A 12,689-nucleotide genomic window follows, 5' to 3' on the forward strand; every position below is an offset into this window, starting at 1 on the left:
AGTTATTTAACTCATCATTGATGGCGCGTTGTGAATCGAACGCATCAATGGTGCCTCTATAGAGTCGACATTTGCGCCGATGGTGTATTGATCCCGGTCATTTCTGTCGTGATTAGGAAGTCATATGGTTTCTGGCTCCGGAGTGCTTACGTGGTCGTGAGCGGGTGAAGTGTTCGGTTAAGCTATTGAGTTTGAGCCTGTTTTTCTGTTTTGCGCAGAAGGTGTTCATCCGCTCAAACTTCATTTGCAGATCAGCAGCCGTCGATCATCGGTTTTTTGGGGTGTGGGCCAAATCCGGCTCGTCGCAGTGACGAAGGATTTCGGCACGGGCCTGATCGCGCAACTGCACGGCGGCCTGCCAGTCCTCACCGGCAGGCGTGATGAGCGGACTGAACGTCAGGCTGATCGACCCCCGGCGCGGAAACAGGGATTTATCGCGCAGCTTGGAACGGGTGCCGCCAATCGTGACTGGCAAAATCGGTAAGCCGGCTTTGGCGGCGGCGAGGAATGCGCCCATATGAAATTCATGGAGCCCGGCCATCCGATAGAGGGTGCCTTCCGGGAAAATCACCAGCGGTTGCTGCGCCGCGGCGCTGTCGGCAATGCGACCGGCATCCAGCAGCCCCTGCTCGACATCAAAGCGTTCGACAAATTCGGTCCCGAGTTTGGAGAGAAAAATGCGGGCAAACGGATTACGCAGCAGTTCAGCTTTAGCGACAAAGCGGCACGGTTGCGGACAGGCGGCCATAAACGCCAGGCCGTCGAGATAACTGGCATGGTTGGCGACAATTACACAGGGTTGCTCAGTCTTGGGTAAGTTTTCCCGGCCGTCAATGGTCAGGCGGGTCCCCGCCAGCCGCAGCAGGGTTCTGGCACCGGTGCGGGCGGCGGCCCAGGCGACAGGCTGGGTGGGCAGGACGGCGACGCTTGTCCAGACGATTGGGGCCAGCACGGCCAGCAGACACCAGAGATACCCGGCATAGGCGACATCAACGCCGATCCGCCAGCAGCGCCGGAGCTGGGGCTGCGCGGCGGCTTTGATTAAGCGCAGGGCCTGTTGCCAGACGGCACGCTGCGGATCGCTCAGGCGGTTTTCTTCAAACAAGGATTTGCACGCTGCCCGGCGCACTTTGCCGCTGGAGGTTTTGGGGATGGTGTGCGGCGGGCAAATCACCACTTCATCGGCCGGGCTGCCGAGTAAATCCAGCGCCAGCGTGTTGATTTTCAATTTAAGCGGTTCGAGTTGTTCGGGCGCCGTCTGGCGTGATTCGGCCAGAATCACCAGCTTTTCGGTACCGCTCTGGCGATCATGGCTGGCAAAGGCGGCGGTACAGCCTTTGCGGATATTCGGCAACTGACATACAGCTGCTTCCAGCTCATGGGGATAAATATTGCGCCCGGCGCGGATGATGATGTCTTTGCTGCGCCCGGTTAAAAACAGTTCGCCGCCAATGGTAAAGGCGCGATCGCCGGTCGTCAGCCAGTTGCCGTGATATAAGGCCCGGGTTTTGTCTGGATCGCGATAATAGCCCTGGGTGGCTGAAGGTCCTTTGAATTCCAGCTCACCTTCTTCCCTATCGGGCAGCTCCCGGCCCAGGGCGTCAATGATCCGGATCTGGTGACCGGGCAGTGGATAGCCGAGCCCGACCACCTCGATGGCATTCGGATCTTCTGGTTCGGCGGCCTCAGCCCGGCCGAGCCGGGTCATGGGATCGCGCTTGATTCGTTCAACTCTGGGGTGACGGGTCAGGGCGGGAAAAGTCAGGCCGACCGAACATTCGGCCAGGCCATAAACCGGTGACATCGCCTGGGGGCGAAAGCCGTAGGGTCCAAAGCGTTCGGTGAAACGCTGCATGGTGGCCGGGCTGACCGGCTCGGCACCGTTCCAGGCCAAGCGCCAGTGACTGAGATCGAGCCCGGTCAGCTCGCTGTCATCAATCTTGTTGAGGCACAGCTCGTAGGCAAAGTTGGGTGCGGCCGACAGGGTGGCGCGATGGCGGTGGATGGCCCACAACCAGCGCTGCGGCCGGGACAGAAACAGCAACGGGGACATGATCACTAGCGGAATCGCATGGTACAGGCTGCCGAGCCAGGCCCCGATCAGGCCCATGTCGTGATACACCGGTAGCCAGCTGACAAACACATCGTCCGAGCTGGCCTGCACCACCCGGCCCATGGCACGGATATTGGCTAACAGATTGTTGTGGGTCAGGGTGACCCCTTTGGGCAGCCCGGTACTGCCGGAGGTGTATTGTAAAAACGCGATATCGTCCGGGTGGGGAGTACCGATGTCCGCCTCGGGAGTATTGCTGCTGCGCAGGTCCGCCAGGGTGGTGATGGTGTGGATGCTCGGCACCTGAAGCCGCAGCAGTTGCGATAGTGGCTTGGCCTCGGACACGGTGATCATTAACTTGGCCTGGGCATTATTTAAAATGGCCGCATGGCGTATCAGGTGATCTTCAATTTGGCTCAGCCGCGCTGGCGGGTAAATTGGCACCGGGATCGCCCGGGCATAGAGAATGCCAAAGAAACTGTAAAAATACGCCTCGCTGGTCGGCAGCATGATGGCGACACAATCCCCCGGGGCGATCTCCTGTTGTTGCAGTGCCCGGGCGATGCGACGCGCCCGTTGCTGCAGCTGTTGATAGCTGATTTCGGTGATCTGATCGGCATCCTGGTAGACATACAGTTGGGGCCGGTCCGGATGCTGTTCAACATGCCAGTCCAGAACACCCTGCAGCGTGGTAGCTTGGCTGGGCAGGGTGGCGACATGGCCCAGCTCGAAGGGTCGGATTGTTTGGGTTGTACTCGACCCGGATGTTTGTTCGGTACCCAGCGGCGCGGCGTGTTGAATGGCCTGTAGCAAATCGGCCGGGGTTTCAATCTCGGCAATGGTTTGCGTCGGCAGACTGACGGAAAATTGTTTTTCGCTGCGCTGGATCAGCTCGGCTAGGGTCAGGCTGTCAAACCCCAGCGTCTGATCGAGCCGGGTTTGCAAATCCAGCTCACCGTCGACAAGGGGTTGCTGGCGGACTTCTTCGGCCAGCGTTTGGATCAGCAACAGCACGTCATTCGCCCGGACGGCGCCTTGCGCCGGTGCCGGTTCGGATTTCTGGCGGGGCTGCGGATCGGGGTGGTTTGCCATTAACAAGCCTCTGACTGCTGATCGCGAAACAGTGCTTCACCGTCGGCGACGGTTAGTTTGAAGTGTAGTTAACACCGCGAAACTTGGAGGAAATCGTGGTCTAAAGATCGGGAATAAGCCGTATGTATTCCCAATCTCGGCCTAATCCGGCAGGGAACTGCCGGTGGGAGGTGTATTTAGGGGCAAGGGAGTGCTTGCTGGTGCTCCAGCACAATGCGGTTGCGGCCGCTGGATTTGGCCTGGTACAGGCAGTGGTCGGCACGGCGGATCAGATCGTGAATATTGGCATCGTCGTTGACCATGCCGAGACTGACGGAGTAGCGTACCGTATGGCCCATGAGCGTCAACTCAGCACCGGCAATATCTTCCATCAGTGCTGCCAGACGGCGCTCGAAGATCTGCGGGGAGTTGCCGAACAACAGGCAGAACTCTTCACCGCCGAACCGGGCGACCAGCGCATCAGAGAAGAAGTTTTCCAACCGCTTGGCCAGGTCAATCAGTACCATGTCGCCGATGTGGTGGCCGAACCTGTCATTGATGGTCTTGAAGTGGTCGATGTCCAGCAGGGCGAGACAGCGTGGTCCCTGGTGATGGCGCACCAGCGCATGTTCGAAGAAGTAACGACGGTTCCAGCTTTGGGTCAGGTAGTCCTGGTTGGCCAGCCGATACAGGCGACGCTCGGAGTCCAGGATATCCAGGGTACTGTGCAGGCGGCAGTAGAATTCTTCCTGGTTGAAGGGCTTTTTGAGGAAGTCATTAGCCCCGGCTTTGAGGAACTTGGCGGTCAGGGCGTTTTCATCACTGGCCGAGAGGCCAATTGCAGCCAGCTGTCCGCTGCGCCAGGTTTTGCGCAACTCTTTGATTAGGCTGACACCGTCGCGCTCAGGCATGGCGTAGTCGGTGATCACTAAACTGATATCATGCTCTTGGCGGATCATGTCCAGGGCCTGCTCACCGTTGTTGGCTTCGATCACGGTGAGATACTGACGCTCAAGTAGGCTACGCAGGTAGCGACGTGCCGTGGCGGAGTCATCGACGACCAGCACCTTGTGTTGCTTGTTACTTTCCAACCGGTGCAGGATGGGAATAATCGAGGCGATGCAGGCCGGGCTGTCTTTGGGAATGTAATCAATAACGGTTTTGGCCAGCACTTTTTCCCGGGTCATTTCATCCATCAGCGCGGTCAGCACTATTACCTTGATATCGACTGACAGGCAGAGATCGATGATCTCCCCATCCTGGCCGTCAGGCAGGCAGTAGTCGAGAATGGCACATAAAAAGTCTGTACTTTCATCCAGTACTTTTTCGGCTTCGGCAATACTTTCTGTCAGGATGGGGGTAAACCCTGCTTTTCTGAGCTCCAGCTCGATAATCCGTCGAAAAGCCCGACTATCTTCAACGACGAGTATTTTTTGTTCCATGTACGACACCCTTAGGATTGCGTCGCGAAGCGATGATGCTGAATAAAGGCCACATTATGGTGTATTTTGTTATTAGATACAATTGCTCACCGGAACTGGCCAAATTAAGCATGTGAGATCAGGGGTTTTCAATTGACTTGACCGTTCAGGCTCTGGATCTCGTCTTTATATAAATATAGCGCAGGTTGTTGTTTCATATTGGTAGTAAAGTCTTTTTATATCATGTGGATATGCTTTGTTTTCGGATGGAGTGCTGCGGTAGAAAAAATAGATCTCACTTGTATCATTAATAACGACTTTATAAATAGGGCTCACTTGGCTTTATTTGCGAAAAACGTCGCCTTTATTTTCAAAAATGGAATGATTTCAGGAAGTTTTCTCGGGGGTTGATTTGAATTTTTCAATGATTTCACTGCGGCATATTCATTTGCCATCAAAATCATTGGCTGCAATTCATCCATAGGGGGAATCGGTGTGAACAGTAGCCGGCTCAGGTCTGCAAGCGCCCCGTTGCGGTTGATCATGAACGTTGCGCTTTTGACCAAAACTTCACCACGGGCAATTGCCTTGCCGATGCCTTGCAGCGATAATACCCAGCGGCTTCATTGCTGATTTGGCGGCGCTGTCTGGTTCCGGCTTTCGGATCATCAATGAAGCTTTTTTCCTGCGCTATTTCTGAACACTTACTGACTGTGATTGGTATCAACTAGCTGATTTAAAACGATAATGAAAAACATCGAAACCAAATGGTTGCAGGATTTCCTGATCCTGGCTGAACTGAAGAACTTTTCCCAGGCCGCGGCGGTACGCAATGTCACCCAGCCGGCCTTCAGTCGCCGGATTAAATCACTGGAATCTGAGCTGGGGCTGGAGCTGATTGACCGCAGCAAAACCCCGATCGCGCTGACCTTGAACGGCAAGCAGTTTAAAACCACGGCACAGTCGATCCTGCAACAGCTGGATGAAGAGATTAGCCGCCTCGCCGGCAGTTCGTTCCATGGCCGGCACAGTGTGCGGATCAGCACCGCCCATTCGATGGCGATCAGCATCCTGCCCAAGCTGCATCGTTGCCTGTTTAACCCGGCACTCAACGCCCAGCTGTCTGTGGTGGCGAATGAAGTGGATGAAGCGGTTGAGCTGCTGATCGACGGCAAGTGTGATTTTCTGTTTTCTTTCTATGAAGACAAGTTGCAGGTCGCGCCCTATCGTTCAATCTATCTGGGTCGCAGTTACTTGTATTGTGTCTCCGCGGTGGATGCGCAGGGTAACCCGCTGTTTGACCTGGCGCAGAACGATGCGGTGCCGAGCCTGGACTACACCCCGGAGAGCTATATGGGCCGAGCGCTGCACCGGGCGAACCGTAAGCTGACGCCCAATACAGTGTGTACCTCGTCGATGACCGACTTTATCAAGGCGCTGGTGATGCAGGGCAAGGGGATCAGCTGGCTGCCCGATTATGCGATTAAGGACGAACTGGCGGCCGGGAAGCTGCAGATCCTGACCGCCCGTGAGCCGGTGCCGCTGGATCTGTATGTTTATCGCTATCACTCCCGGTTGCATGCTTCCTGTGAGGCGATGTGGCAGGCGATGAGCAAGATGAGCCCAATTGATGGTTTGACGAACGGGCAGTAAAATATAACCGCATAAAAAAACAAAGGGCTGGATGATTCAGCCCTTTGTCGTTTGGGTGTTGCCCTACAAGAGGCGAGACGCCTGTTTCGACTTAGCTATACAGTTTGGCTTTATATTGCGGACGCATCAGGTTCTGAGTCGAGAAGATCTCGTTCAGCTCTTCTTCGCTCAGCAGGCCACGCTCCATCGCCACTTCCTTCACGCTGCGACCGGTTTCGGCACAGATTTTCCCGACGATGTCCCCTTCATGGTGGCCGATGTACGGGTTGAGGTAAGTGACAATCCCGATGGAATTGAACACGTAGTTCTCACAGGCTTCGCGATTCACCGTGATCCCGGAGATACACTTGTCAGCCAGGTTGACACAGGCATTACCCAGCAACTCAATCGATTCGAAGATTGCCTGACCAATCACCGGCTCCATCACGTTCAGCTGAAGCTGACCAGCTTCGGCAGCGAAGGTGACTGTGGTGTCATTACCAATGACTTTAAAACACACCTGGTTGACCACTTCCGGGATCACCGGGTTCACTTTGGCCGGCATGATGGACGAGCCCGCCTGCATTTCCGGCAGGTTGATTTCGTTCAGGCCGGCACGCGGACCGGATGACAGCAGACGCAGGTCGTTACAGACTTTCGACAGTTTGACCGCCAGGCGCTTGAGCGCGGCATGGACGGTAACGTAAGCGCCACAGTCAGAGGTGGCTTCAATCAGGTCTTCAGAAGGCACGCAGTCCAGGCCGGTTGCTTCTGCCAGGTACTTCACGGCTAGTTCCTGGTAGCCCGCAGGTGCATTCAGGCCGGTCCCGATCGCGGTCGCACCCAGGTTCACTTCCAGCAGCAGCGCAGCGGCATACTTCAGGTTCTTGACTTCTTCTTTCAGCAGGACGCTGAATGCGTGGAACTCCTGACCGACTGTCATCGGTACGGCGTCCTGCAACTGGGTGCGGCCCATTTTCAGCACGTCGCCGAATTCGTCGCTCTTGGCTTCGAATGCCGCTTGCAGGTGTTCAATTGAGCCGATCATTTTGATAATGCTGTTGTACACCGCAACCCGGAAACCGGTTGGGTAGGCACAGTTGGTGGACTGGCTCTTGTTGACATGATCGTTCGGGTTGATGATGTGGTATTCGCCCTTCTCATGCCCTTTCAGCTCCAGCGCAACGTTGGCAATCACTTCGTTGGCATTCATGTTGACTGAGGTGCCTGCGCCGCCCTGGTAAACATCGGAGATGAACTGATCCATGCACTTTCCGGTATCGAGGATCAGGTTGCATGCTTCAATGATGTACTGACCGACTTCGGATGGGATTGAGCCCAGCTCCATGTTGGCTTTGGCTGCGGCCTTTTTGGTGAACACCATACCGCGAACAAACTCAGGCACATCAGAAATACGGACCGAGGAGATATTGAAGTTCTCATAGGCGCGGAGGGTATGAATGCCGTAATAGGCCGAAGCCGGAATTTCACGCTGGCCCAGCAGATCTTCTTCAATGCGTACCTGGTTGGCAGTGTCGTGCATGGCGGTCACCTTTGACTCGTAGTAGAAAAGACCGGAATACAATGGTCTTTTTACAAATCAAAGTGAAATGCCTAAAAGTAAGCAACAATGCAATTAATGCATAGCCGGAATAATTGCAAAAAAAGCCATTTTATAGTTGTGTTGCCCGTTATTCTCCCGAAGGGATTTTCTTGCAGTTTTGATGGGAGATTATTCATAACCATATGGAAAAAAGAAAAAATTTAACTGACGTGTTACTTTGATCGCTTCATGCTGAAAAATATTCGGGAGATAAATCTTACTATTTTGTGAGCTTGAGCACTATGTATCAAAAAAGTGTAAAAATTGTCGATTTTTTAAGGCAGAGGGGCGGTGTTCATGCGGCCGCATTTGAGGGAGTCGGTGAAACAGAGGCGAGGAGGAGGAACAACAAGGCCAGCCGGATGGCTGGCCCAGGTTAAGATGAACTGATGTGATGAACCGGGTAAGCGAGCTTACGCGGTTTCTTGCTGTGCTTGTCTACTGCCGGGCAGGCTGAAAATGGCCGCTCAGGGCATAAATTCATCATTTCTATCGATACACAATATAAGGCCCATCAATTTGAGTCATCAGCCGGGCCCCGATAGACTGAGCGTGAGCTTATTGTTTGGATCTTCCTGATGACACACCCACAAGAGCGGCAGCATCAATTATCACAACGCCCCTTGTCAACGCGGCAGCGTCCGCGATCACCGAGTGAACAGCCACCGATGTCACAGCAGGTGAATGACCGGGCTCTGGTATTGCATGAGTTGGCTTCCGGCCAAGAAAGCATACGCCAGCCTTATTTGACCCGAACCCTGCTGCCGGGCCAGCACCTGGCCATTTGCGGTCCCTCCGGGTGCGGCAAGACCAGTTTATTGCTGGTGCTGGCCGGACTTCAACCCGCCGCCCATGGTCAGTTTGCCTGGCAGGGCCAGACGGTGGATGTGGCGGCCCTGCGCTGGTGGCGCCGGCAGTTTTGCTATTTGCCCCAATTGCCGGTGATGGGCGCGGCAGATATTGCCGGGGTGTTGCGCCTGCCGTGGCAGCTTCACGCGATGTCGGGCTCGCCGCCGGATAACGCCCGCTGCCGGACTGCGCTTGAGCGAGTCGGATTGGCGCATGCGCTGGATCGCCATGTCGAGAATTTGTCTGGCGGAGAAAAGCAGCGCTTGGCGATCGCTCGGGCGCTGCTGATGGCGCGGCCATTGTGGTTGCTCGATGAGCCAACCTCTGCCCTGGATCCGGGCAGCCGGGATCAGGTGATTGGCCTGCTGGCTTCCCAATCGGTGACCGCGGTGTCGGTCTCGCATGATCCGATCTGGCTGCAAGGGGCGCATGTTCTGCACCGGATGGAGAATGGCCATGAATAATGCACTGGAGATCAGCCACTTTGCTTTAGGTGGATTTTATCTGCTGCTTTTGTTGCCGCTGCTCTTGTTTGCCCGCTGGCAGCTTGGCCTTGGCCGTACGATGGTGACGGCCGTGCTGCGGATGACGCTGCAGCTGGCGGTGGTGGGGATCTATTTACAAACCCTGTTTGCGTTTCAGAACCCGATGCTGAACCTGGCGTGGTTGTCGGTGATGGTGTTGGTGGCCGGTTACAGTATCTGTCGCCGGGCGGAAATCAGTTTAAAGAAAGTGATACCCGCCGTCGTCGCTGGGCAGGTTGTAGCCTTGTTAGTGACTCTGCCGGCCTTGCTGGCCGGGGTGATTCAGGCCGAGCCCTGGTGGCAGGCGCAATATATGATCCCGGTGGCCGGGATGCTGTTGGGCAATTGTCTGACCGCCAATGTCTTGGCGATAGAACGCTGGCACAGTGGGCTTCAGGCGCAGCAAAATGACTACCAGTTCTATCTGGCGCTGGGCGCGCCCAATCCGGTCCAGCCGTTTGTCCGCACCGCCGTCAAAGCGGCGCTGGCGCCGCAATTGGCATCGATGACGACGCTGGGAATTGTCAGCCTGCCGGGAATGATGACCGGGCAAATTCTGGGGGGGACGGCACCATTGCTGGCGGTGAAATACCAGTTGGTGATCATGGTAGCGATTTTTATTGCCGCGACCTTGTCGGTCGCGACAGCCCTGGCGCTGATCAGCCGTTTTGCCTTTAACCGCTACGGGCAGCTGGTGCTCTAGGCTGAGGCCTGCTGTTGCCGCTGGTGAAGGCAAGTTGACGACGGATGTTGAGCAGCGTTGTGGGGAGCAAGCGCTTATCGGTTGGAGCGCAGGCGGGTTGCAGGATTGGTGATCAGTTCATAGGTGATCCCGGCCTGATCGAAAGATTGCATCAGGGCTGGCAGGTTACGGTGGTAGGTCATGGTTCTTCCCGAGGGGAAATGCGCTTTCAGGAGCATGTCGATCTTCCTTATGATCTGGCTTTGTGGCAATCTGTAGTGGATTGCGCTGTTAATGGATTGTTTTTATAGCATAACAATTCCACATTATTGCCTATCTATTCGTTCTGGTCTAGTTTCATATTGGTTTGGTGGCATATTTTTCTGTTGCCGAATGTAACATTGCGCGTGTAGGCAACCGGGAGCTCGGGGGCTTGGCACGTACTTCGAAGCTTCACGGCATTGGAACCTGAAGCGGGGAGTGTGGCTAAATGATTGGGTTTAAAAAAGAAAAGCGGCGTAAAGCACGCCGCTTGAATGAAGTGAAGCAATCGTTGTTATTGATTATTAATAAAATATTCCCGCCAGATGATTGAACGATGATCGTACGGGAATGAGCCAGCTAACGTATCGTAAATATTCAAGCCGTGACAGGCGTTTTGTTTTAATTATTAAATTAACTCAATGATTATTTTAATTAAATTTTAATTTATACCAATCACAGTAAGTAAGTGTTCAGAAACAGCGTCGGAAAAATGCTTGAGAACAAGGCCGAATTTTTCGATAAGTAGTGATTCTACAATCAAAAATTCTAACGCAGTTATCGAGCATTTTAACAAGCTAGGATGACCAGTTATTTACTACGATTGGTATTATACGGCTTCAAGCAAAATTTTCGAATCATCGTTTCCGTTCAGGAAAGATTCATTCAACCAGTAGGTGCCTTGCTCAATGTCATCTTCGTTTTTTGCGCTTAATAGCAGCAGGCTACCGATTTCAAATTGCGCTTCGGCATCACCATTTTGGGCGGACTTCTCAAACAGGCCCTGGGCGCGCACCAGATCCTGGTTGCAGTGCTTGCCCTGCTGGTAGAGGGAGGCCAGGCAAAGCTGGGCATAGCTGTCACCAAATGTATCAGCCAGCTCCAAATAATAGATGGCGTTACGATAATCCTTTGAATTCAGATAAAATTGATACATGAATTCCGCGATATCACTATTTTCTGATGCGGCTTTTTTTAGTTCGGATTGTTGCTGTTCAGAAAGTGAACCAGCAGATAATTGCTGCTCAATTTCCTCAATGGATAATTGGGGTGTGTTGTTGTTCATAACTCGTTCAGCCAAGGAAAGTGAGCGGGTAAAATAACAGAACAAAAAAAGATAATAAAAAAGTACTAGCGTCTCAAAAATGATAAAAAATCAATATGCTAGTTTTCCGCATGTTTAATTTGTCTGATTTTTCAGCCAGTTAATATCTGCCTGAAATTTGATCGATCTCACAAAATAATTGCCTGATCGCTTGGTTTTTATGCGATTTAACGAAGAGTGGCTGGGGATTATCCGGCTTGGAACCGCGATACAGCGCAGGGCAGATGCGTTGACCGATGAGAACCATGGCAGGTGCCTGACACTCAGACCACCGTTCGGCAGGTGAGTTCCCTCACGGCATGTCTCCGGCAAAAGCCGGGGAAGTGACACGTGCAAGGCAATTTGGGATACACTTGCCATTCAGAGACAGAGACTACCCAGACTTAATGAAGAGACGATGACCATCACCCCGGAGATATTGCAACAGGTCGCTCAGGCGACAGGCGCCAAGTGTGTCGCCCAAACCCAAATGATTCAGCCGCTCTGGGGCGGCTACGGCGAGTTGTTCCGAGCCTGGCTGCAGGGCAGTGAGCATCTTTCGGTCATCGTTAAACACATCAAACTGCCGCAGCCGAAATATCACCCCCGCGGCTGGAATACTGATCGCTCCCATCAGCGGAAGTTACACTCCTACCAAGTCGAGACCCACTGGTACCGGGGCTTTGCCGGTCATTGTCCTGAAGAGTGCCCGGTGCCACAGTGCCTGTATGTTCATGAGGAAGATGGCGAAATTCTGTTGATCCTGGAAGATTTGGCGACCCTGGGTTTCAGCGAAGTACGTCAAACTGCCTCCGAGACCGAAGTGCAAGCGTGTCTGCGTTGGCTGGCCTGGTTCCATGCCCTGCATCTGGGTGTGGCGCCCGCTGGCTTGTGGCCGACCGGTACCTACTGGCACTTGGCAACCCGCCCGGATGAGCTGGCCGCGCTGGAAGATCCGGCGTTAAAGGCCGCCGCTCAGCGTATCGATCAGGTGCTTGCTCAGTGCCGGTACCAGACCCTGGTGCATGGTGATGCCAAGCTGGCCAATTTCTGTTTGACCCCGGACGGCACGCAGGTTGCGGCGGTTGATTTTCAGTATGTTGGCGGCGGTTGCGGGATGAAAGATGTGATCCTGTTTCTCAGCAGCTGTATCCCGTTCGAGCAATGTGAAGCACGGGTTCCGGCGCTGCTCGATGGCTATTTTGCTGAATTGCGCCAAGCGATTACTGCGCTGTCGGAAACAGGCGAGCTGAAGTTAGCGGCCAGGATGCAGCTGACCCCGGCGACGCTGGCCGCCGATGTTGAGCAGGCGTGGCGGCCGCTCTATGCAATTGCCTGGGCGGACTTCCAGCGTTTTGTGAAAGGCTGGTGTCCGGATCACTGGAAAATCAACGCCTATACAGAGCAACTGACGCGTCAGGCCTTGAATCAGCTTGATCGTTTTGAGATTGAGCCCGGCGCGAACTCAGCTGCATCCACTGACCCCAATCCGCCGATGCAGGAGTGATC

The 12,689-nt window shown here is 54.3% G+C and carries 10 protein-coding genes; 4 read left to right on the top strand and 6 right to left on the bottom strand.

Annotated elements, in window-relative coordinates; translation table 11 throughout:
* Positions 1-265: 265 nt before the first annotated feature.
* The 3 genes from NNL38_RS20295 to NNL38_RS20305 form a co-directional block, all read right to left on the bottom strand.
* Complete coding sequence (locus tag NNL38_RS20295) at positions 266-3,145, bottom strand: AMP-binding protein (RefSeq protein ID WP_255390680.1); 2,880 nt, start codon at positions 3,143-3,145, stop codon at positions 266-268.
* A gap of 176 nt (positions 3,146-3,321) precedes the next feature.
* Complete coding sequence (locus NNL38_RS20300) at positions 3,322-4,566, bottom strand: response regulator (protein ID WP_255390681.1); 1,245 nt, start codon at positions 4,564-4,566, stop codon at positions 3,322-3,324.
* Positions 4,567-4,877: 311 nt separating this feature from the next.
* On the bottom strand, positions 4,878-5,090 hold the full coding sequence (locus NNL38_RS20305; RefSeq protein ID WP_255390682.1) for a hypothetical protein: 213 nt from the start codon (positions 5,088-5,090) through the stop codon (positions 4,878-4,880).
* A 202-nt stretch (positions 5,091-5,292) separates the two neighbouring features.
* Here NNL38_RS20305 and NNL38_RS20310 point away from each other — a divergent pair, with 202 nt between their 5' ends.
* On the top strand, positions 5,293-6,198 hold the full coding sequence (locus tag NNL38_RS20310; protein WP_255390683.1) for a LysR substrate-binding domain-containing protein: 906 nt from the start codon (positions 5,293-5,295) through the stop codon (positions 6,196-6,198).
* Positions 6,199-6,289: 91 nt separating this feature from the next.
* Here NNL38_RS20310 and aspA read toward each other — a convergent pair whose 3' ends face one another.
* Positions 6,290-7,720: an aspartate ammonia-lyase gene (gene aspA / locus NNL38_RS20315; protein ID WP_255390684.1), complete on the bottom strand. Its 1,431-nt coding sequence runs from the start codon at positions 7,718-7,720 to the stop codon at positions 6,290-6,292.
* Between the two features lie 728 nt (positions 7,721-8,448).
* On the opposite strand from aspA, the gene NNL38_RS20320 reads away from it, so the two are divergent.
* The gene (locus tag NNL38_RS20320) at positions 8,449-9,093 is read left to right on the top strand and encodes an ABC transporter ATP-binding protein (RefSeq protein WP_255390685.1); all 645 of its coding nucleotides are present in this window, start codon (positions 8,449-8,451) and stop codon (positions 9,091-9,093) included.
* The gene (locus NNL38_RS20325) at positions 9,086-9,856 is read left to right on the top strand and encodes an ABC transporter permease (RefSeq protein ID WP_255390686.1); all 771 of its coding nucleotides are present in this window, start codon (positions 9,086-9,088) and stop codon (positions 9,854-9,856) included. The genes NNL38_RS20320 and NNL38_RS20325 overlap by 8 nt, the downstream gene beginning before the upstream one ends.
* Before the next feature lie 74 nt (positions 9,857-9,930).
* Here NNL38_RS20325 and NNL38_RS20330 read toward each other — a convergent pair whose 3' ends face one another.
* Together NNL38_RS20330 and NNL38_RS20335 are read right to left on the bottom strand one after the other, a co-directional pair.
* Positions 9,931-10,074, bottom strand: coding sequence for a hypothetical protein (locus NNL38_RS20330; RefSeq protein WP_255390687.1), 144 nt, complete (start codon positions 10,072-10,074; stop codon positions 9,931-9,933).
* 632 nt (positions 10,075-10,706) lie between these two features.
* Entirely contained in the window at positions 10,707-11,162 is a 456-nt protein-coding gene (locus NNL38_RS20335) for a tetratricopeptide repeat protein (RefSeq protein WP_255390688.1), read from the bottom strand.
* A 436-nt stretch (positions 11,163-11,598) separates the two neighbouring features.
* Between NNL38_RS20335 and NNL38_RS20340 the strand changes: the two genes are divergently transcribed.
* Positions 11,599-12,687, top strand: coding sequence for a phosphotransferase (locus NNL38_RS20340; RefSeq protein ID WP_255390689.1), 1,089 nt, complete (start codon positions 11,599-11,601; stop codon positions 12,685-12,687).
* Positions 12,688-12,689 lie beyond the last annotated feature (2 nt).

The organism is Photobacterium atrarenae, assembly GCF_024380015.1.
Classification (GTDB): Bacteria; Pseudomonadota; Gammaproteobacteria; order Enterobacterales; family Vibrionaceae; genus Photobacterium; species Photobacterium atrarenae.